21 protein-coding genes are annotated in these 22,010 nt (G+C 36.5%); 9 read left to right on the top strand and 12 right to left on the bottom strand.

Annotation, left to right across the window (positions count from 1 at the left end; all coding sequences use genetic code 11):
• Positions 1–74 precede the first annotated feature (74 nt).
• The 4 genes from BM084_RS11885 to BM084_RS11870 form a co-directional block, all read right to left on the bottom strand.
• A complete protein-coding gene (locus BM084_RS11885; RefSeq protein ID WP_093304989.1) occupies positions 75–887 on the bottom strand; it encodes a purine-nucleoside phosphorylase in 813 nt (270 codons plus the stop codon).
• Positions 888–890: 3 nt separating this feature from the next.
• The gene (locus BM084_RS11880; RefSeq protein WP_093304987.1) at positions 891–1,508 is read right to left on the bottom strand and encodes a TIGR04282 family arsenosugar biosynthesis glycosyltransferase; all 618 of its coding nucleotides are present in this window, start codon (positions 1,506–1,508) and stop codon (positions 891–893) included.
• Positions 1,509–1,532: 24 nt separating this feature from the next.
• A complete protein-coding gene (gene arsS, locus BM084_RS11875; RefSeq protein WP_093304983.1) occupies positions 1,533–2,591 on the bottom strand; it encodes an arsenosugar biosynthesis radical SAM (seleno)protein ArsS in 1,059 nt (352 codons plus the stop codon).
• A 66-nt stretch (positions 2,592–2,657) separates the two neighbouring features.
• Positions 2,658–2,993 carry an arsenosugar biosynthesis-associated peroxidase-like protein gene (locus BM084_RS11870; protein ID WP_075325720.1) on the bottom strand — a complete coding sequence of 112 codons (336 nt, stop codon included), beginning with the start codon at positions 2,991–2,993 and terminating at the stop codon, positions 2,658–2,660.
• Positions 2,994–3,571: 578 nt separating this feature from the next.
• Here BM084_RS11870 and BM084_RS11865 point away from each other — a divergent pair.
• Positions 3,572–4,594, top strand: coding sequence for a helix-turn-helix domain-containing protein (locus BM084_RS11865; protein WP_075325721.1), 1,023 nt, complete (start codon positions 3,572–3,574; stop codon positions 4,592–4,594).
• A 35-nt stretch (positions 4,595–4,629) separates the two neighbouring features.
• Here the strand turns inward: BM084_RS11865 and BM084_RS11860 are convergent, their stop codons facing one another.
• Positions 4,630–6,099 carry an SLC13 family permease gene (locus tag BM084_RS11860; protein WP_075325722.1) on the bottom strand — a complete coding sequence of 490 codons (1,470 nt, stop codon included), beginning with the start codon at positions 6,097–6,099 and terminating at the stop codon, positions 4,630–4,632.
• 189 nt (positions 6,100–6,288) lie between these two features.
• On the opposite strand from BM084_RS11860, the gene BM084_RS11855 reads away from it, so the two are divergent.
• The 7 genes from BM084_RS11855 to BM084_RS11825 all read left to right on the top strand — a co-directional run bounded on the left by BM084_RS11855 (position 6,289) and on the right by BM084_RS11825 (position 13,466).
• A complete protein-coding gene (locus tag BM084_RS11855; protein WP_093304980.1) occupies positions 6,289–7,119 on the top strand; it encodes a GLPGLI family protein in 831 nt (276 codons plus the stop codon).
• Positions 7,120–7,127: 8 nt separating this feature from the next.
• Positions 7,128–7,928: a GLPGLI family protein gene (locus tag BM084_RS11850; protein WP_093304976.1), complete on the top strand. Its 801-nt coding sequence runs from the start codon at positions 7,128–7,130 to the stop codon at positions 7,926–7,928.
• Entirely contained in the window at positions 7,925–8,719 is a 795-nt protein-coding gene (locus tag BM084_RS11845) for a GLPGLI family protein (protein WP_245764368.1), read from the top strand. Before BM084_RS11850 ends, BM084_RS11845 begins: the two co-directional genes overlap by 4 nt.
• Before the next feature lie 37 nt (positions 8,720–8,756).
• The gene (locus BM084_RS11840) at positions 8,757–11,402 is read left to right on the top strand and encodes a carboxypeptidase-like regulatory domain-containing protein (RefSeq protein ID WP_093304973.1); all 2,646 of its coding nucleotides are present in this window, start codon (positions 8,757–8,759) and stop codon (positions 11,400–11,402) included.
• A 512-nt stretch (positions 11,403–11,914) separates the two neighbouring features.
• Positions 11,915–12,127 (top strand): hypothetical protein, encoded by a 213-nt coding sequence (locus BM084_RS11835; RefSeq protein WP_143083653.1) that lies wholly within the window; start codon positions 11,915–11,917, stop codon positions 12,125–12,127.
• A 247-nt stretch (positions 12,128–12,374) separates the two neighbouring features.
• Complete coding sequence (locus tag BM084_RS11830) at positions 12,375–12,830, top strand: SRPBCC domain-containing protein (RefSeq protein WP_057482960.1); 456 nt, start codon at positions 12,375–12,377, stop codon at positions 12,828–12,830.
• 9 nt (positions 12,831–12,839) lie between these two features.
• Positions 12,840–13,466, top strand: a complete 627-nt coding sequence (locus tag BM084_RS11825; protein WP_093304969.1) for a copper homeostasis protein CutC — start codon at positions 12,840–12,842, stop codon at positions 13,464–13,466.
• Between the two features lie 107 nt (positions 13,467–13,573).
• Here the strand turns inward: BM084_RS11825 and groL are convergent, their stop codons facing one another.
• The 7 genes from groL to miaB form a co-directional block, all read right to left on the bottom strand.
• Positions 13,574–15,214 carry a chaperonin GroEL gene (gene groL / locus BM084_RS11820; RefSeq protein ID WP_093304967.1) on the bottom strand — a complete coding sequence of 547 codons (1,641 nt, stop codon included), beginning with the start codon at positions 15,212–15,214 and terminating at the stop codon, positions 13,574–13,576.
• A gap of 94 nt (positions 15,215–15,308) precedes the next feature.
• Complete coding sequence (locus tag BM084_RS11815) at positions 15,309–15,584, bottom strand: co-chaperone GroES (protein WP_057482963.1); 276 nt, start codon at positions 15,582–15,584, stop codon at positions 15,309–15,311.
• Positions 15,585–15,738: 154 nt separating this feature from the next.
• Positions 15,739–16,083: a preprotein translocase subunit SecG gene (gene secG, locus BM084_RS11810; RefSeq protein ID WP_093304964.1), complete on the bottom strand. Its 345-nt coding sequence runs from the start codon at positions 16,081–16,083 to the stop codon at positions 15,739–15,741.
• A complete protein-coding gene (locus BM084_RS11805; RefSeq protein WP_093304962.1) occupies positions 16,080–16,952 on the bottom strand; it encodes a hypothetical protein in 873 nt (290 codons plus the stop codon). Before BM084_RS11805 ends, secG begins: the two co-directional genes overlap by 4 nt.
• Before the next feature lies 1 nt (position 16,953).
• A complete protein-coding gene (lptE, locus tag BM084_RS11800; RefSeq protein WP_093304960.1) occupies positions 16,954–17,457 on the bottom strand; it encodes an LPS assembly lipoprotein LptE in 504 nt (167 codons plus the stop codon).
• Positions 17,458–17,472: 15 nt separating this feature from the next.
• Entirely contained in the window at positions 17,473–18,750 is a 1,278-nt protein-coding gene (locus BM084_RS11795) for a sigma-54 interaction domain-containing protein (RefSeq protein WP_093304958.1), read from the bottom strand.
• Between the two features lie 74 nt (positions 18,751–18,824).
• Positions 18,825–20,270, bottom strand: coding sequence for a tRNA (N6-isopentenyl adenosine(37)-C2)-methylthiotransferase MiaB (miaB, locus tag BM084_RS11790; protein WP_093304956.1), 1,446 nt, complete (start codon positions 20,268–20,270; stop codon positions 18,825–18,827).
• Positions 20,271–20,412: 142 nt separating this feature from the next.
• Between miaB and BM084_RS11785 the strand changes: the two genes are divergently transcribed.
• On the top strand, positions 20,413–21,666 hold the full coding sequence (locus BM084_RS11785; RefSeq protein WP_093304953.1) for an LVIVD repeat-containing protein: 1,254 nt from the start codon (positions 20,413–20,415) through the stop codon (positions 21,664–21,666).
• The last annotated feature ends 344 nt before the right edge of the window (positions 21,667–22,010 follow it).

Here is a 22,010-nt window from a genome sequence, read left to right as displayed (position 1 = left end):
AGCTCCAGGGCCTTCTTCGAAATTAAGTTATTATTTCTTATTTTTTCTTTTGAATTTGTTCAAAGCAACTGTTCTTAAACAGATTTTATTACTTCCTTAAAAAGCTTAATCATATTTGGTTCTGCTTTTTCGGCCATTGCAATAATTTCATTAATATTTACCGGTTCTAGGTTATCTGGGTCGCCTTCATCTGTAATTACAGAAATAGCCGAAACCGGTAGTTTTAGATGATTGGCCACAATAATTTCGGGTACGGTACTCATTCCCACAGCATCTGCTCCCAAGACCTGCAACATTCTATATTCGGCACGGGTTTCTAATTGCGGACCTAAAAGTGCTGCGTAGACTCCTTTGTGCAGTGTAATTCTTTCATTTTTAGCGATAATTTCAAATGCTTTATTCATTTCAGCATCGTAAGGCGCACTCATATCCACAAAACGTTCGCCCATTTGTGAAACTCCTTTAAAGGCTAAAGGAGAATCTCCCAGCAAATTAATATGATCGTCAATTAGCATAAGTTCACCTTTTTTGAACTTCAAATTTACCGATCCGGAAGCATTAGAAACAAGTAGTTTTTTAATACCAAGCTGGTGCATAATGCGCACAGGAAAAGTAACATCTTGCATCGTGTAGCCTTCATACATATGGAAACGCCCCTGCATGACCATCACTTTTTTTCCTTCCAGTTCTCCAAAAATTAATTTCCCTTTATGGAATTCTACCGTTGCGGTTGGAAAATGCGGAATATGATTGTAACTAACCTCAATTTCTATTTTTATCTCGTCTAAGAGCTGACCTAAACCGGTGCCCAGGATTATTCCAATTTCAGGGTTTTCAAATCCTTTTTCCTTCAGGTATTTAGTAGTTTCCTGTATTTCTTTAATCATTTTTTAATTTTTGAAAAATTGCTGAAAATCTTTATGATCTTTAATATCTGAATAATAATCTACATCGTTCCTGGCGTCAAGCAAACCGATATTTTTTCCTTTTAAATCCTTTAAAGTATCCTCCAAAACCGATGAGGTTCCCCATTTTTTATCCTCAAATACTTCTGGAAACAATTGATTCATTCCCAATAAATAATAACCGCCATCTGTAGCCGGGCCAATTACCGCATCTTTTTCCTGAAGTAATTGAAAAGCTTTTTCCAGATCTTCCCGCTGTAAATCGTAAAGATCGCTGCCAATAATTATAATATTTTGGTAGCCATTTTTAAAGCCTTCTTCAAAGGCGTTCTTCATTCTTTCTCCAAGGCCTTCTCCCTGCTGAAGTTTTTTAGCATAAATCTCAGGGTCCCAAATATCGTTTTGGGCAATTCCTTCAGAATAATATACTTCTTTGCCAACTGCAAGATTTCTAGTAACTGAAACAGTGTGTTCCAGCAAAAAATTATAAATTTTAAAAGCAATTATATCGCCAACATCTTTGGCAAGCCTGGTTTTTACTTTTCCCGGTTCTGGATTCCTGGTAAAGATAATTAATAAAGCTTCGGTAGGTTTAAGGCTCAAAGTTTAAAATTTAAGAAGTGAAAATTATGCAACTGTTCCCTGGCAGCTACTTCCAGCACCTGCAGTACAGCCGTAACAATGTTGTGAAATTCTTATTTCCCGGTTATTGAGCAAATCTTCGTTGTAATCGCTAATGTGCTGCACTTTGCTGTCTACTTTTAGTTCTAACATTTGATTAAAATCACAGTCGTATAACCAGCCATCCCAACTTACCGAAATGGTATTGGTGCACATCACACTCTCTACCGCGGCGGGATTGTAAGCCTCTACAAGCGCATACATATAATCTTCATAATTCTCTGAAGCGATCAAAAATTCCAGAAACCTGCTTATAGGAAGATTAGTAATAGCAAAAAGGTTATCAAAATCTATATTGAAATCTTCTTTAAGTGCGGTTTTAAAATCCTGTTCCAGTGCTTGTTGATTGGTAGGTAGAAAGGCCCCTGATGGATTATATACGAGATCCAATTTTAGTTCTGTTTCTGGCTGTGCGTAGCCCACAGCGTTAAGCATTTGTAGAGCTTTGATAGATTTATCAAAAACACCAGTTCCGCGCTGTTTATCTGTTTTTTCCTTTTTATAAAATGGAAGCGAGGAAACTACGTGAACATTATATTTTTTGAAGAATTCTGGTAAGTCGTGGTATTTTTTGTTTGCCAGAATTATAGTAAGGTTAGACCGAACAATAAAATCTTTGATCCCTGCTTTAGAAGCTTCTTCTACAAACCATCTAAAATTCGGGTTCATTTCCGGTGCGCCGCCAGTGAGATCTAAGGTATGGGCTTTAGTGGTTTTAATAACCTCCAGGCATTGCTGCATGGTTTCTTTGGTCATAATTTCCTTGCGATCGGGACCGGCGTCTACGTGACAATGCGAACAAACCTGGTTGCACATATAACCTAAATTAAGCTGAAGGATTTCTAGTTTTTCAGGTTTTAACGGGTAATTACCGGTTTTGGCAATTTTATCTTTAAAAAAAGGAAGTTCTCCTTCTTTAAAAATTCCGTTGCTTAAAAAGGCAAGTTGGTTCTCGGGTTTTGAAAGATCGTTTTTTCTAGCCGATAAGGATTTTAATAAAGCCATGTAAAAATTACATTTTGTGCTAATTTGAAGAAAATGATTTTGTATTTAAATATTTCAGTATAAAACTTACATACTCAATTTATCATATTTGTTCATCATCTGTACCCCGTGTACAAGGGTAGCTCCACTTTCAATAGCGGCGCCGGCGTGTACGGCTTCCATCATTTCTTCTTTGGTGATTCCTCTTTGCAAACCGTCTTTAGTATAGGCATCAATGCAATATGGGCATTTTACAACGTGCGAAACCGCAAGGGCTATAAGCGACTTTTCTCTAGCAGAAAGTGCTCCTTCTTCAAAAACTTTTCCGTAGTAATCAAAAAATTTATTTCCTAATTCTTCACTCCATTCGGTTATTTCGCCGAATTTTCTTAAATCATCTGGATTATAGTAAGTCTTAGACATTTTGTAACAAGTTTAATTTATACAATTTTGGTCTAAAATATCCATTAAAACTTACTTACCCAATGAATGTTTGTTTTAATAAGGGAAGTTTTGAAATTTGAGAATTTAAAAGGTAGTTGGCAGCTACTTCTTTCTTAGTGTTTTAATTATTTTTTTTACAAAAAATGTGGAAACAATAATTATTGCCAAAGCTTCAAGGCCCAAAAGAAGAAAAATAATATCCATAGTAATCGATATATTTGGTACCTAACCAGGGTAGGAGAGGGCGCGATTAATAATATGTAAATATCTGATTGTTAATTTGTTTTGCTTGCCGTTTTTAAGATAAAAGTTACGGTTTATAACGTGAAATCGGGCACAATTGCGTATTTTGAGGTTGCAATTAAGTAAAGTGTTTAACGCAAAAGCTCTAAATATTAACTTAAAACCGATTTGTTAATGGCTTTTAGTGCTATTTGCGAAGGATATTCTAACTTTACAGAAATTCAACGAGTGTTAAAACACTTCGTTGGTATTTAAAATAAAACTAATATTAAGTTTTAAAATTCGAAATAAAGGGGCTTCCCCACGTTTAGTTTATGAGGATAAATGTAAAAACTTTACCAGTAGATGAAATTATTCAGGATATTTCTAAAAACCTTAATGCACCAATTCAAAATGGAAGTGGAGAATACACCATAGAATTGCCAAAAGAAGTGGGCGAAGGCTATATTAGGGGAATTAGTTTTGACTCTGGAATGGGCTTCATTTCATACAACTGCAAGTTTTATGAAGATGTGGAAATTCATTTTGCCTTAAACACGGTGCATCCCTTAAAGTTTATTTTTTGCTCAGCGGGATCAATTGGTCATTCTTTCCAGGATGCTGAGAAAGTAAATGAAATAAAAGCTTATCAAAATATCATTGTATCCAGTAGCGGGTATAATGGGCACGTACTGTATTTTAAAGCCAACGAGGCAACTCACATTTCCAGCCTTGAAATTATTAGATCGGTTTTTGCCCATAGGCGTAACTACGATTTTAAAGATCTTGAACCCACACTAAAAGGATTATTTCAGGATGCGGTGGCCGAAAAGCAGTTTTTCTACCAGGGCAACTATAGTATAAAAGCTGCCGATATTATGAATGAGATTAATACTAAGGAATTCACCGGTTTCTTACGTTCTCTTTATTTGGAAGGTAAAACATTTCAAATGCTCGTTATTCAAATTGCCCAGTATGAAGATGACGAAGATGGCGATAAGCTTCCGCAGATACTAAGACAGTCTGACATTGAAAAGGTAGATTATGTGGTAAAACGCATTCAGGGTGATTTAGGAAGTAATCTAACAGTAGAAGCCCTGGCAAAAGAGGCGGGAACAAACGTAAATAAACTGCAGGAAGGTTTTAAATATGTTTACGATCTTACGGTAAATAAATATATGCAGCATAAAAAGCTGGAAGCCGCCAAAGAAATGCTAATGACTTCAGAAAAGAATATTTCTGAAATTGTAACCGCGATTGGTTTAAATAACAGGAGTTATTTCTCTAAGATCTTTAAAGAAAAGTATGGAGTAAATCCTAAATACTTTTTGAAAACGAGAAAGAAGGAAGTTGATTAAAAAAAGTTTTCCCCTTGATCAGTCACAAGTTTTTTTTATGCAAAAACTTCTGGAATCTCGTTCACTTTAAAACCCCAGATGCTGGGTAAAAAGAAATACACTAAAATACTTATTAAAAGAATAGAAAACAGGTTCATCCATAATCCTGTTTTTATCATATCTGGAATATTTAAATAGCCGGAGCCAAAGACTACCGCGTTTGGTGGAGTTGCTACCGGCAACATAAAAGCGCAGGATGCGGCCAGTGTTGCGCTTATTAATAATAAGTAAGGGTGAAGTCCAATTGCCAAAGCCATAGGCGCTAAAATTGGAAGTAGCATTGCCGTAGTAGCCAGGTTAGAGGTTACTTCAGTTAGAAAATTAACGGCAGCGACAAGAATTAATATTAATAGAAATAACGGCAGGTTTTGTAGATAGGTGAGTTGTTCGCCTATCCAAATGGCTAATCCTGTTTCGCTAAAACCTTTTGCCAATGCCATTCCGCCGCCAAAAAGTAAAATAATTCCCCACGGAATTTTCACCGCTTCTTCCCAGTTTAATAAAGGTTTTGTTTCTTTTCCGGAGGGAACAATAAAGAGTGCGATTGCCGCAATAATAGCTATTATAGTATCATCTATAAAGGGTAAAAAAGGCTGAATTAAAAATGATCTTGTGATCCAAAAAAAAGCGGTGCAACCGAAGATAACCAGCACCCTTTTTTCCTGCTTGCTTATTTTTCCTAAAGACTTCAGTAGTTTATTAATTTCGGCTCTTCCACCCGGGAATTCAGCTTTATCAAATTTAAAAGCAAAACTGGTTAAGTATTTCCAGCAGATAAACAACAGAAAAACCGAGATAGGAATTCCTAACATTGCCCATTTTAAAAAACTGATCTCTATTCCGTATAACTCTTCAACTATTCCCGCAAAAACCAGGTTTGGTGGTGTTCCTATCAGCGTTCCAATTCCACCAATAGAAGCGCTATAGGCAATTGCGAGCATTAATGCTTTACCAAAGACCAAAGGTTCATTTTCGTTGCTAAAAGGATTGTTTTTTAACTGACTTATTATCGCGGTGCCAATTGGAAGCATCATAACTGAAGTTGCGGTATTGGAGATCCACATAGAAAGAAATGCTGTGGCTATCATAAAGCCAAGGATTATAAATTTTATTTTGCTGCCAATAAGATTGATGATGTTCAGCGCGATTCTTCGGTGTAAATCCCATTTTTCTATAGCTACCGCGAGAACAAATCCGCCCAGGTATAAAAACACGTATTTATGACCAAAAGCAGCGGTGGTGGCTTCAATATCTAAAGCGCCGGTTAAGGGGAACATGACAATGGGTAATAAAGCGGTAACCGAAATTGGGATTACCTCGGTAACCCACCAGAGCGCCATCCAAATGGTAATACAAAGAATATCAAAAGCTGCCGGCGGCATAGATTGCGGTGCTCCGATGATTTGAAGGATAAAAAATAATAATGGCCCCGCTATTAAAATTAGCGCTCTTATAAATTTATTCATTAGATAAGGTTCTCAAGGATCTACCAAGATATTAAATTTAATAAAGCTGGATAATTCTTTAAATATGCGACAACTTTATTTTTAGTTGAACTACTATTTATTTAGTTAAAATTTTTATTAGGAAAAATATATTCTTATTATTGAATAATTATTCACCATATCAATCTAATCCTTAATATATCATCACTAATGCAGACTTTCCTTTTGATTATTTTCAGTCCTATTTTTTCTTCCGCTTTTGCACAAAACAAAGAGATTGAAGATCAATTTAAATACAAAGCTACGTACAACCTTACCTGGCAAATAGATTCAACAGATGCTAAGTCTATCCAGAATGAAGCTATGGTATTGTTTATTGGTGATAAGATTTCGCGATTTTCCAGCGAAGGCCAATACATAGCAGATTCTATAAAAGAGGCTTATAAAGATCGCGAACGAACCCAACAAAGTTTTAATGAAATGAGGTCCAAAATGCCAATGTCGGCATTAAACTTTTATATTTTTAAGAGGCAGAACTCAGCAGAGGTTTCTGTTACTGAGAAAATCGTCAAGGACAATTACCGGTATAAACAGGAAATTGCTGATTTGAATTGGGAAATATTGCCCGAGACTAAAGATGTAGCCGGTTTTGGGGCACAAAAGGCAAAAACAAGTTTTTCAGGAAGGAATTATACCGCGTGGTTTACTACTGCGATACCTGTTTCAGAAGGGCCATATAAATTTCGTGGCTTACCGGGCCTGATCCTGGAAATTTCAGATAATAAAGGTTATTATACCTTTAAACTTACCGGTTTCAAAGAATTGAACGATGAAATTTCGATGGAGTTTAATCCAGAAAATTATCTGGAGGTTAGTAGAGAAAGATTTTTACAAATAAAAGAAGAGTATGCTGAAAATCCCTTTGTAATAATGGAAAGTTCCGGGATTACAATGGGTTTTCAACCCGGTCAAAAGGAGAAATTATTAAAGGAACATCGCGAGGAATTTAAGAAGAAAAATAACCCCATAGAACTGAAATAATTTAAACTATGAAACAAGCCTACTTGATATTTCTACTTATTTTGTTTACATCAATTTGCAGTGCTCAAAAACTCACCGATAAATTCGAATATAAAGTTACCTACAAGCTCACTTATAAGTTAGACTCTACCAATCTGGATAAATCGAAATCTGAATATATGCTCCTGTTTGCCGGAGACGAACTTTCTAAATTTTCAAGTCGGGCAAAAACTCTGGCCAATCCTATTGTTAGAAAAGGAAATACTGCACATACTTCCCGGGAAGCGGTTACAGATTTTCAATATGTTATTTTGAAGCATAGGAGTGAAAATAAGCTGTTTTTCACGAGAACTATTTCACGTGATCAATTTTACTATACCCAGGAAATGAATCAATTTAAATGGGAAATTCTACCGGAGAAAAAGAAAATTAAAGATTTTGAGGTTCAGAAAGCTAAAACTTCTTTTGCCGGAAGAGATTATATAGCCTGGTTCACTTCAGAAATTCCAATTTCAGACGGGCCTTATAAGTTTAGTGGTTTGCCGGGTTTAATATTGGAGCTTGAAGATACCCAGCAGCATTATGTATTTGAATTTTTCGGTCTTGAGAAACTCAGTCCAAAACTTAAATACAAGATCAATCTTAACCAATACGCTGAAACCAATAAAACTGAATTATATAAAGTTTGGAAACGATATATGGAAGATCCATGGGGGTATGCTCCCATCCCCCCTAATATAACCATCTCTGCAGAAACCAAAAAAAAATATGTTGAAGCGTTTAAAGAAAGTTTTGCGAAAAGGAATAACCAAATAGAACTACAAAAATGAGAAGTCTTATAATGTTAGTGCTTTTACTTAGTTTAGGAAATTTGCAGGCACAGGATCAATATTCCTATAAAGCTACGTATCAACTCGAATTCCAGGAGGATTCGACAGATGAAAACTCCATAAAATCTGAAACCGGTGTACTTTATTTAAGTGAGGAGCAATCACGATATTCCAGCCTGGGTAAAGCAGTTAAAGATTCTTTAAAAAATATGACAAATCCTGTAAGCATGAGGATGGATGAGTACAATCAAATGACCGATTTTAAATATACCATCTATAAAGATTATCAGGAGAACGAACTTATTTTAGCCGAAAAAGTTTTTCAATATGAACTAAAATATAAACAGGATCTAAAACAGATTGATTGGGAAATTCAGCCAGAGAATAAAGAAATTTTAGGTTTTAGCGTTCAGAAAGCCACAGGTGATTTTGCAGGGAGAAATTATGTCGCCTGGTTTGCGCCAGAATTACCATTCTCTGATGGGCCTTATAAGTTTAGTGGTTTGCCGGGACTTATTCTAGAGATTTCAGACCTGAAAAATCATTATCATTTTAGCTTAACAGCATTTCAGGAATTAGCAAATCCGGTAGATAAACTATTGAATTTAGATAATTATAAAACTGTTTCTCAGCAAGAACTTGATCAGGTTCGGGACGATTATGATCGTGATCCTATTGGTACAATGCAAAAGGCAGGCATAAAATTCGGTTGGAGCGAAGAAGATGAAACTAAAACAAGAAAAGAACTAAGCGAAAAATATAAAAAACGAAATAATCCAATCGAGCTTTAGCCATAATAAATCATCATCAATCAAAAAAAATAATCAATTGGATCATTTTAGACAGATTTTCCTATTCCTCATATCGATATTTATCATTTCTGTAGGTTATTCTCAAAAAGAAATCTCGGGACAGGTTCTAGACGATCAAGATGAGAAACTGAGTGGGGCAACGGTGATGGTGAGTAAAGATTCTGTTTCTCCAATACTAGCTTATGGTATTTCAGATGCGAATGGAAAATTCAAAATAGCTGTCAAAAATGAGAGTGATTCCCTGTTTTTAAAAGTTTCATATATAGGTTTTGGTACGTTTAAAAAAACGATTCAGAATAAATCACAGACACTTGAAGTTAAGCTTTCACCTTCTTCAGAATCTTTAAAAGAGGTGCTCGTAAAATCTGAAATTTTGCAGCAACGTGGCGATACGCTTAGTTTTTCAGTAGCAGCCTTTAAAGGAAAAAATGACCGTGTGATCGCTGATGTTCTAAAAAAAATACCGGGTATCGATATTCGGCCAAACGGACAGATTTTTTATAGAGATGAGCCTATTCAGAAATATTATATCGAAGGTTTAGATTTGTTAGAAGGGCGTTATAATCTGGCGAATGATAACCTGTCTGCCGAGGCGGTTTCTAAAGTAGAGATCCTGGAAAATCACCAGCCGGTAAAAGTTTTGGATAGTTTGGAATTTTCAGAGCGCGCTTCCATAAATATCAAGCTTAAAAAAGATATTACGTATAGCGGAACGGCCACCGCCGGGATTGGTGCAGCGCCTCTGCTTTGGCAAGCAAAGGTAACGCCCATGATTTTTACTAAAAAACAACAGGCGATCTTTACTTATCAAAGTAATAATACCGGTAGTGATGTTTCCCGGGAGATTCGTGATTTTTCGATTAATTTTTTGGGTGATCAGTTTACGATCGATAAAACCGATTGGCTTTCGATTCAGAACATTTCAGAGCCGCCTTTTTCTCAGGAACGCTGGTTGGATAATAATGTGCATTTGGGTTCTGCAAATATTTTACAGCGTATAAAAGAGAATATAGATCTAAAACTGAATATCTCTTATCTAAATGATTACCAGCAACAGGATGGGAGTACACAAACCCGCTATTTTACACCTACAGATACGATTGATGTGATCGAGAATACAAACAACCATCTTTATGTGAGTACACTTCAGGGGAAACTAACCCTAGAAAATAATGCCGATAAAAATTACCTGAAAAATCAATTGGAATTTAACGGATTTTGGAATGCTGCACGAGGTGTTATAGATCGTCCTGGTACAAAAATAAAGCAGCAGCTGGATAATCCTTTCTTCGGAATTAAAAACGATCTGCGTTTGCTTAGGGCCGTGGGTAAACAATTAATCACTTTTAATTCGAATACCGGATTTACAGAAAATAATCAGGATCTCATGGTGCAGCCAGGACAATTTGAAGCTATTTTTAATGATGGCGATCCATTTGGGGAAATTCAGCAATTGGTATCAGCCAGAAAAATTTATACCGATAATTCTGCCGGATTGACAAAAGCACTGGGGAAATTCACTATCTCCCCAAAATTTGGCTTTTCATTTCAGCATCAGCAGTTAGATAGCGATGTTTTCCTTAATGAGATCGACGAAGTTTTGGATGTGAATTTTAAAAATCGAACCGAATTTGTACAATCTTCGGTGTATTTTAAAAACGCTTTCAGGTTTGAAAGTAAGGATGAAACATGGAATTTGCGTTTAAGTACACCGCTTGAATTTAAAAGCTTTCACCTTGAAGATGATAATTTTGAGGATAGCAGAAATCTGGATCGTTTGGTTTTTGAACCTAATTTTTATGTAAGAAAGAAAATTTCAGCTTTTTGGGAAGCAAATGCTTCAGCAGGATTGAGTTATAATTTTGGTGAAATTCAGCAATTATATTACGGATTTTTACTGAAAGGCTATCGGAATTTAAATCGCTACAATGCACCAATTTCCGAAGAACAAAAACAAAATTATAGCGGAGGCCTACGTTATCGAAATCCGTTAAAGCAATTATTTTTAAATGCGTCTTACTCGTATGCGTATTCTGAAAATAACCTATTGTACAGTTCTAATATTGGTGAAAATGGAACAACAATTTTAGAAGCTGTGGCTCGCAATAATAGTTTCGATAATCATAGTTTCAAAGCCGGCGGAAGCAAATACTTTAGGGAACTAAAAACAACACTTAAACTAAATGCTTCATATAATTTATCAAATCGGCAACAGCTTTTAAATAATACGCTGGCCGAGGTGAATACACAAAATTTGAATCTACGAGGAAGTTTGGAAGCCGATATTTGGAGTTGGCTAATTGCGAATTATTCAGGTAATTTCTCTACTTATACTTCGGGTTTTGAAGGGAACAATTTTCAAAAAATAGAAACCCATCAACATATCATAGAACTTTATTTTTATCCTAAGGATAATCAATATTTGAGTTTGAGTGGAGAATATTATGGAAATTCGCTTTCTGAAAATGGGGATAATTATTTTGTAAACTTGGGCTATCAGTTTACTTTTAAAAAGCCCAAAATGGACTTGAATTTAAGCTGGCGAAATATTTTGAATACAGATACTTTTATAAATGCATATAACAATCAATATTATTATGTGCAGAGCAGTTATCAGTTGCGGCCTTCGCAGGTTTTAGCAACGCTAAAATTTAGTCTCTAACTAAGCATCCTTCTGGATATATTTCAAAATCTAAGCCTGAGTGAATTATAAGTTTTGTATTTCTTGAGTTTAGGGTTTAGTTTTTAATTACCACGAAATAACTGTTATACTTTAAATGCTACTTGAAAGGAGTAGTATAATAAAATTGTATGCCATTTGGCGCAACCATTTAGAAGAAAGTGCATCTAATAAATAGAACTAAGAGTATTAAATTTTAATAAATACTGAATTATGAAAAAAATCATTACGCTTATTTTAATTGGTCTCTTATTTCCAGTTGTTCCAACAGCGACGATGAAGGAGATGACTGTATTTTAGATATGCCAGTGCCTTCCTTGCATCTCAAGATAGTTGATGACTCAGGTGCTAATCTCTTTTAAAATGGGACTATTGACCCAGATAATATCAGGGTAGAAGCTGATTATTCAGAAGAACTTATTACTTTTCAATTTATTCCAGGAAATGAATTTGCAAACCCTGATGCTGAAATTAGAGTGCTGGATAATTCGATTATGTTAACAGTGCCACATAGATCATCATACGAATACACTATTTATTTAGATGATATAGAAGAAACTATTAATGTTCAATTTGAAACAGAACAATCAAGAACAATATGTGGTACAGATTATTATACACCTGTTGTTGCTAGTTATAAGAAAGAAACTTTAGAAATAAGTGAAGTATCATCAGAGCTTAATTTTTTGGTTATTTTAGAGATATAATTAACTCTAAATAATCATTCTTAACGGGTGTATATTAAGTAAGACAAGTAGAATTAGTTAGTTATAGATATGAAAAATTTTATTTTTTAGTAATCTTGGTTTGACTTTAAATTTGTGTTATTTATTCCGAAAAAATTAATTGAAATAGAAGGAGAATAATTCTTAAGCTATCTATCGCTCTCCTCACAGGTTTCAAAAACCTGTGAGGTTTGGAATTTCTGTTTTATATTTAAGTAAATTTCAACTTATGAAGATGTTAGAAATTAAAACGGCCCTGCAAATCGCAAAATCGAAAGCTGAAGTTTATGAAGCGATTATAGATTCTGAGCAAATGAAAAATTATTTTATTGCCGAAAGCTCCGGAATGATGGAAGAGGGGAAATCTATAAGCTGGAAATTTCCGGAATTTGAAGAATATGCGCCGGTAAATGTTCTAAAACTAGTTCCTGGTGAATTCATTTCTTTTGAATGGGAAGGAGCGAAAGATAAAATCTTACTGGTTGAAATTAGCCTTACCGAAGTTTCTAAAACCAGTACGCTAGTAAGGATACAAGAAGGCAAGATGAAAGCAGATGAGATGGGCATCCAATGGTTTGGTGGAAATACCGAAGGTTGGGCAAATTTCCTTGCCTGTTTAAAGGCTTATTTGGAATTTGGGATCAATCTTAGGAAAGGTGGCTTTGATTTTATGAAGAAAAGCTAATATAATGTAATGACTTATATAAGAGAAGCCTGCGTAGAAAGCATAGAACAAGCTTTGGTTGCTGAAGAAAATGGAGCTGATCGCATCGAGCTCTGTGCAGATTTAGATGCAGAAGGTTTAACACCTTCCAGAGAATTGATCCTTTCGGCTAAATCCCATTTAAATATTCCGATCCGCGTTATGATTAGACCCCGGGCTGGTGATTTCGTGTATAATAATGCTGAAATTAAGCAGATGGCTAGTGATATAGTCTTTTGTAAAGAAGCCGGTGTAAATGGCGTGGTATTAGGAATTTTAAAAGAAGATAAAACAATAAATATTGATGCCGTTGAAAAACTTGCGGAAATAGGAAAACCTATGAAATTTGTCTTTCATAAAGCCATTGATGAAACTCCGGCTATTTTAGAATCTGTGAAATCTTTAAGAGACTTAGGTGTTGTAAATGGAATTCTTACTTCAGGAGGAGAAAATACCGCGGCTGAAGGCATCCTTCAACTTAAAAAAATAACAGCTCTGGCTGGTGATATGGAAGTGATTTGCGCAGGAAAAATCACCTCAAAAAATCTGGAAGGCTTACACCGGGAAATCAATGCTAAAGCCTATCACGGGAAAAGAATTGTTCGGGGATTGGAATAATTATTTTTCTAAATGAAATTAATAAATCCAGTTTTTAAGTTTCTGGAAAAAAGAAAAACCCGTTTCAATAAAGAAACGGGTTTTTAATATTTGCTATGGCCGGGCCATTACATCATTCCGGGCATTCCGCCGCCCATTCCGCCTGGCATACCTCCGCCGCCTTTGTCGTCTTCTGGAAGGTCAACAAGGGCACACTCGGTAGTTAAGATCATTCCGGCAACAGAAGCAGCGTTTTCAAGCGCAACTCTTGTTACTTTCTTAGGATCTATAATTCCGGCTTTCATCATATCTACAAATGTGTCGGTTTTTGCATCGTAACCAAATTCTTTCTTGCCTTCAAGAACTTTATTGATCACTACAGAAGCTTCACCACCAGCATTTTCTACGATGGTTCTAAGTGGAGATTCAATTGCTCTATAAACAATTTGAACTCCGGTTGCTTCATCATCATTTTCAGTCTTGATTTTGGCAAGAACCGCTTGTGCTCTTACTAACGCAACACCACCACCGGCAACAATTCCTTCTTCTACAGCCGCACGGGTTGCGTGAAGGGCATCGTCTACACGGTCTTTCTTCTCTTTCATTTCAACTTCTGAAGCTGCACCTACATAAAGTACGGCAACACCGCCGGCTAGTTTAGCCAAACGCTCCTGAAGTTTTTCTTTATCATAATCTGAAGTAGTGGTTTCGATCTGAGCTTTGATCTGGTTTACACGTTCTTCAATTTGCTTGTTGTCTCCAGCACCGTTTACAATAGTAGTATTATCTTTATCGATAGCTACTTTTTCAGCAGTACCTAACATATCAATAGTAGCGTTTTCTAAAGAGAATCCTCTTTCTTCAGAAATTACAGTACCACCTGTTAGGATAGCGATATCTTCTAACATTGCTTTTCTACGATCTCCAAATCCTGGTGCTTTAACAGCAGCGATTTTAAGAGAACCACGCAATTTATTTACTACCAAAGTAGCAAGGGCTTCGCCATCTACATCTTCAGCAATAATTAAAAGTGGCTTTCCAGATTGTGCTACCGGCTCAAGAACTGGAAGCAAATCTTTCATAGAAGAGATCTTTTTGTCGAACAATAAAATGTACGGATCTTCAAGATCTGCAGTCATTTTCTCTGAATTCGTTACGAAATACGGAGAAAGATAACCACGGTCAAACTGCATACCTTCAACAACTTCTACGTGAGTCTCGGTACCTTTTGCTTCTTCTACAGTAATTACACCTTCTTTTCCAACTTTACCAAAAGCCTGGGCAATTAAATCACCAATATGCTCATCGTTATTTGCAGAAATAGAAGCTACCTGCTTTATTTTTTCTGAAGAATCACCAACTTCTTTGGTTTGTTTCTCCAAATCTTTAGTGATTGCAGTTACAGCTTTATCTATACCTCTTTTAAGATCCATTGGGCTTGCGCCTGCTGCCACGTTTTTAAGGCCTTCTTTTACGATAGCCTGGGCAAGTACAGTTGCAGTAGTAGTACCATCTCCTGCAAGGTCATTGGTTTTAGAAGCAACTTCTTTTACCATTTGAGCGCCCATGTTTTCTAAGGCATCTTCCAGTTCAATTTCTTTTGCTACAGTAACACCATCTTTAGTTACGGTTGGTGCACCAAAAGATTTGCTTATTACCACATTACGTCCTTTTGGACCTAAAGTTACTTTTACGGCATTTGCCAATGCATCTACACCGCGCTTAATTCCGTCGCGGGCTTGAATGTCAAACTTTATATCTTTTGCCATTGTAAATTATGTTTTGTCATTTCCGTAAAGACGGAAATCTAATTAATACTATTATTTATTTTGAAAGTTTCCCCGGGAGTGGGGAAAAGAAGTCTTATACTATTGCAAGGATATCGTCTTCTCTCATCATTAGATAGTCTGTGCCCTCAAGTTTTAATTCTGTACCGGAGTATTTTCCGTAAAGCACAGTATCACCAACTTTCACAGTCATATCGTGGTCTTTATTACCCTTGCCTACAGCTACAACTTTTCCACGTTGTGGTTTTTCTTTAGCTGTTTCGGGAATGTAAATTCCAGATGCCGTTTTAGTTTCGGCTGCTTCAGGCTCAATAAGAACCCTGTCTGAGAGCGGTTTAATGTTTAGTCCCATTTTTTTATAAATTTATTTAGGTTAATTAATCTTTGAATAAGCGACTAAGCCTATTTCTAAAATTATGCCACCCCGCTTTTACTGCCAATTACAAACAAAAAATGCCAGCTTGTCATAAGCTGGCATTTGTGAATTTTATAAAGAATGGAAGCGTTTATTGAGCGCTGTCAGATTCTGAAGTTTGTCCTGGCATTTGTGCCGGTGGAGTAGCGGTATTTTCAGGCATTGCATCTTCGTCAAAAACCCTTGATTCGCCGTAACTTGAATCGTCCATAATAGTTACATTAGAAAGTAAAATAAGGACTAATAAAAGTGTTGCTAAAGTCCAGGTACTTTTATCTAAAAAGTCTCCGGTCTTCTTTACTCCACCTACTTGTTGTCCGCTACCGCCAAAAGAGGAAGATAAACCACCGCCTTTAGGGTTTTGTACCATAATTACCACTACCAGTAAAAAGGCTACAATAACTATTAATGCTAAAAAAATCGTGAATGTGCTCATTCTTGCTTTGTATTATTTTCTTGTAATTTTTCGATTGCCCGAATTTGGTCAGCAAAGAAACCACTTTTTTCGGGATTTTTCAAAATTAATATTTTATATGCCTGGATTGCCTTTTTATAATTTTTTTGTTCCAAATAAACCCGTGCTAAAGTCTCTGTCATTAACGACTCTGGCGGGGTTGTGCTTACTTCTGCCAGGTTGGATTTATTGCTGGGTTTACCCGGTTTTATTTTCGGACTTTTGGATATGAACCTGTCTATAAGTTCAAACTTTTTATGCTGAACCTCATCTTTCGGATTTTCTTCTTCGGATTCTTCTCTTTTTATAGGTTTTGCTGAAGTAAGTCGCAACCATTCTGAAAAAGAATGTGATTCTGAAGCATCAAACTCTAAAGGTTCTCCCAATTTCAATTGGTCTTCAGATAAATCTTCTTCGGTATGTTCCTTTGCTTTCACACTTTTCTCAGAAAACAAGTCGGGATCCATCACCTGTTCAGATTCAGATTGCCTCATTTTTATGGCTTCATCTATAGCCATACTTCTTTTGGCAAAAACTTCTTCGGGTTCAAAAACGGTAATATTTCGCAATTGTTCTTCCTGCTCCTGGATTTGCCTTGCAATTTTATTCTGATTAAATTCTACCGAGGTTATAAAATCAAAAAGTACACTACGATTAGTGGTATAGACGGCAGTCTTTTTTAGTGCGCTGTTGTAGCTGAATTCCTGATGCTCTTTTAAACCTTTGAGCCTTACTGCACGTGCCGCCTGGAAATACGGTGCTTTCTGAATAAGCTTTTCCAGAGCACTGGTTTGCCCGGCAGTGATTTCGGCTGGGTTTTGCAGCAGTTGTATGAATTCGTTTGCTTCCATATTACCAATCGGTTAAAGCGGCATTAAAAATATCCTGGGTTAACCTGTTGTAAATTTCATCTAAGGCAGTGGCCAAAACATCACCAACTAATTGCGCATTGGCGGGATAATCGTAGTAAAAAGAAAACCTTCTTTCAAAATCTTTTTCGGGTTCCAGGGTGTTATAATAACGAACATTCACTGCAATGGTGAGTCGGTTTTGTGCCGCCGTATTTTCAGCGGTAGCGGTAATAGGTGCTACATAAAAATCAATAATTTCTCCTTCAAAAATAAGATCGGCGTTATTGTTGGCCAGGCTTAAACTGGTTTGATTTTGAATAAGATCCTGTAACTGTAAAGTGAAAGTTCTGTCTATTCCCGGTTCTACTAGATCTGCCTGGTTTTGAAAGAAATTCACCTGGAAAGATTCTGCATCACCCGTATCCGCGCCCGTAAAAGAGTAAATTCCGCAAGATTGGGTGCTAAGCAGGAGCACAAAACATAAAAGAAAAGCAGTTTTTTTCATATAAGCGGACTAAAATTACAGGTTGTATTGTTTTATTTTTCGGTAAAGTGTGCGTTCACTTATCCCTAATTCCTCAGCGGCAGCTTTGCGTTTTCCGCTATGTCTTTCTAAAGATTTTTTTATAAGTTCCAATTCTTTATCTTGCAAAGAAAGGGTTTCTTCTTCCTGGATCTCTTCTGCAAAATAATATTTATCCTTTTCCCTACTAATTTCAGATTTCGGACTGTTCTGCGGAATTTGAAGTACTTCCAGCCTTTCATCATTTAACGCTTCTAATTCTTCTGCATCAACATCTTCACCATCATCGTCGCCGTAAAGTTTTTGAATTAGGCTTTCGTTTTCATCCTGAACTTTTTGCGTATTCCCACTCTCCATAAGTTTTAGGGTGAGTTTTTTGAGATCGGTCAGGTCGCTTTTCATATCAAAAAGCACTTTGTAAAGAATTTCCCGTTCGTTGCTAAAATCGCTTTCTTTCTTTTTTTCTGAAATAACTGCGGGTAAATTGCTACCAATATCAGGTAAATATTCTTTTAAACGCTCGGGGCCAATAATGCGTTCCTGCTCTAAAACTGAAATTTGCTCGGCAATATTTCTTAACTGCCGAATATTCCCGCCCCATCGGTATTTTTTTAATAAACCTACCGCATCATCCTGAAGTTTAATGGTTGGCATTTTATATTTCAGCGCAAAATCTGAAGCGAATTTTCTAAACAATAAATGAATATCGTCTTTACGATCCCGCAGTGGCGGAAGGTTAATTTCTACTGTGCTTAATCTATAATACAGGTCTTCACGGAAGCGTTCTTTTTTAATAGATTCCTGCATATTAATGTTGGTAGCCGCGATAATACGAACATCAGATTTTTGCACTTTAGATGAACCAACTTTTATAAATTCCCCGTTTTCTAAAACACGCAGTAACCTAACTTGTGTGGGAAGTGGTAATTCTCCAACTTCATCTAAAAAAATGGTCCCGCCATCGGCAACTTCAAAATAACCGCTTCGGGTTTGGGTGGCACCGGTAAAAGCGCCTTTTTCGTGACCAAAAAGTTCAGAATCTATAGTGCCTTCGGGAATTGCACCACAGTTTACTGCAATATATTTCCCGTGTTTTCTATGAGATAATGAATGGATTATTTTTGGAATACTTTCTTTCCCAACCCCACTTTCCCCGGTTACCAAAACCGAGATATCTGTAGGCGCAACCTGGATTGCTTTTTCTATAGCGCGGTTAAGGCGTTGATCGTCGCCAATTATTCCAAACCGCTGTTTTACTGCCTGAATTGATTCCATATATTAATCCTGTTATTTCAGAAGGAATTAATCTAGTTACTAAAACTGATTCCTTTAGACTGAATAACTATTTTTTAATTATTTTCACTATATCCAACGGCTTCTCCAATTAGGGTTGCGCTGGTACAGTCATTAATTTTTACGTTTACAAAGTCACCAATCTTGTAATTCTCTTTTGGGAATACCGCCACGGTGTTTTGAGTGATTCGGCCGCTCCAGTGTTCGCTAGACTTTTTGGATTCTTTTTCAACTAAAACTTCTACGGTTTCTCCAAGAAATCTTTGCGTCCTAAAATGATTATGTTCACGCTGAAGCGCTACTATTTCGGCTAATCTTCTTTGTTTTGTATCTGCAGGCACATCGTCTTCCAATTTACGGGCCGCCATAGTACCCGGTCTTTCAGAATATGCATACATATACCCAAAGTCATATTTCACATATTCCATTAATGATAGAGTATCCTTGTGATCCTCTTCAGTTTCAGTTGGGAAACCAACAATTAAGTCCTGGGAAATAGAGCACTCTGGCATTAATTCTCTTATATAGTCTATAAGTTTAAAATATTCTTTGCGGGTGTGTAATCTATTCATCTCTTTTAAGATTCTATCACTTCCGCTTTGAACCGGTAAATGAATATGCTTGCAAATATTGGGATAAGCGGCTACAACTTCAATTACCTCCAAAGTCATATCCTGCGGATTTGAAGTTGAAAACCTAATCCTCATTTTTGGTTGTGCTTCGGCGACCAGCCTTAAAAGTGCGGAGAAATCTGTGGCTGTAGCTTTTTGAATTTCCGAAGCATTTTTGAAATCTTTTTTGAGTCCGCCGCCATACCATAAATAGCTATCTACGTTTTGGCCCAGAAGGGTAATTTCTTTGAAACCTTTATTCCAAAGATCGTTTACTTCCTCTACTATACTTTGTGGGTCGCGGCTTCGCTCTCTTCCTCGGGTGAAAGGTACCACGCAAAAAGTACACATATTATCGCAACCCCTGGTGATAGAGACAAATGCTGACACTCCATTGCTTTGCAATCGAACAGGAGAAATATCACCATAAGTTTCCTCTTTAGAGAGTAGAACATTTATTGCATCCCGGCCTGCTTCAACTTCATTTATAAGATTTGGAAGGTCTTTATAGGCATCTGGCCCAACTACAAGATCTACTATTTTTTCTTCTTCCAGGAATTTTTCTTTAAGACGCTCGGCCATACAACCTAATACGCCCACTTTCATTCCGGGATTTATTCTTTTTACTGCATTATATTTTTCAAGTCTTTTACGAACGGTTTGTTCAGCTTTTTCTCTAATAGAACAGGTGTTTACCAAAACCAGATCTGCTTCTTCTAAATTTTGAGTAGTATTAAAACCTTCTTTTGCAAGAATAGAAGCAACAATTTCGCTATCGCTAAAATTCATTGCACAACCGTAACTTTCAATAAAAAGCTTTCGGGTATTTTCTTGCCTAGGCTCCATTACGAGCGTGTTTCCCTGTTGTTTTTCGTCTATTGTCTTCTCCATAATTCAAATCTTCCTTTTCAGGATTAAGAAATGCAAAGATAAGGGTAAAACGAACTTCTGACAAAGTGACAGCAATATTTTTAATTTTATCACGCAACCTTTTCGTAATTAATGCATCTATATAGAAACCAACCAGATAATTATGAGATTTTTCTACAGTTTAATTACGTTGCTTCTTCTGGCTTTAATGGCTTTGTTCACTTCTTGCGAGAAAGACGCAACCGAAGAAGAGTTTTATAATGTAGCCGTTCCCGTAGTAAAGCCTATTGAAGAATTTAGGGCTATGGTTAAAATTTCTGAGCCAAGAGCAATTACCGAAGCGGGCAAGATCTATTCTTATGGAGATTATGTTTTTATAAACGATGATCAAAAAGGTGTACATATTATAGATAACAGTGATCACCGAAACCCTGTAAAAATGAAATTTCTTGAAATTCCGCAAAATACCGATATCGCTGTAAAAGATGACATGTTATTTGCAAATTCAGCTATGGATCTCGTAGTTTTTGATATTAGCGATATGAATAATATTACACAAGCGGAAAGAATGAAGAACGTTTTTCCCAACCATAATAACCGTATTCCTGCAAGTGCATCTTTTGTAGATAGCGATAATTTTAATGCTGAAACCGAAGTAGTAATAGGTTATGTTATGGAAACCCGAAAAATCGAAATGGCAAGCAATACAGAATGGCTAACTAATGACAGGGCATCTTTTTCTGAATCAGGAAATTCATCAGGCGGTTCCGGTACCGGAGGTTCTTTAGCACGTTTTAATATTCACCAAGATTATTTATATGTAGTAGATCAAAATAATTTGTCGGTTTTCAATATTGCAGGATTAAGTAACCCCGAATTATTAAAAACTGAATGGATTGGGCCAGATATAGAAACTATTTTTTATAAAGAAAATCATTTATACATGGGAAGTTCTACCGGTATGTATATCTATAGTGTAGAAAATCCAGCTACGCCAGAATATAAATCTATGTTTAGACATATTCTTGGTTGCGATCCCGTTGTGGTAAAAGGCGATATGGCTTATGTAACTATTAGAGGTGGAAATATATGCGGGCAGGAATGGAGCCAGCTGGATGTAATAGATGTAACCGATAAGTCCAATCCACAGTTATTACAATCTTACCCAATGAAAAATCCTTACGGGCTTGGCGTAAAAGACGACTGGCTTTTTGTTTGTGATGGTACTGCCGGATTAAAAATATATGATACAAAAAATACCCCCAACCTGGAACTAATAGACCATTTTCAGGACATTAACACCTATGACGTCATCCCCTTAGAAGATGTGCTCTTAATGGTTGGGGATAATACACTTTTCCAATATACTTATAAAGGTAATGAGATCAATTTACTAAGCACTTTCAGCCTTAATTGATTTTATTTTGTTTGGTTTTTTAAGGATGCCCCGCAATACTGCGGGGTTTTTTGTTTGCCCTGCATGCAAACAATTCCGAGGCTTGAAAGAAAGCCCGCTCACCTGATCGGAGGGAAGAGCAATGTAAAGTCAAGTGCGTCACTGGCAACGGTGGTGTGTGAAGGAAGACCTAGCAAGTTAGTGGAACATAGAGAAATCGAACCGATTCTGGCATATATTGGGGGTAAGGTTGCAAAAAGTGCCGATGCCCAAAATCCGAATAGCAATATATGTTAAAACGGATGGCTTCACTAACAGGAATGTTTGCTTAACGGGGGAAGCCTGATTATTCGCCTTTCCAGGCT

This window comes from Salegentibacter agarivorans (assembly GCF_900113135.1).
In the GTDB taxonomy this organism is placed as follows: Bacteria; Bacteroidota; Bacteroidia; order Flavobacteriales; family Flavobacteriaceae; genus Salegentibacter; species Salegentibacter agarivorans.
The sequence above is the reverse complement of the archived record's forward strand: the minus strand, read 5'-3'. Positions and strand labels throughout refer to the sequence as shown.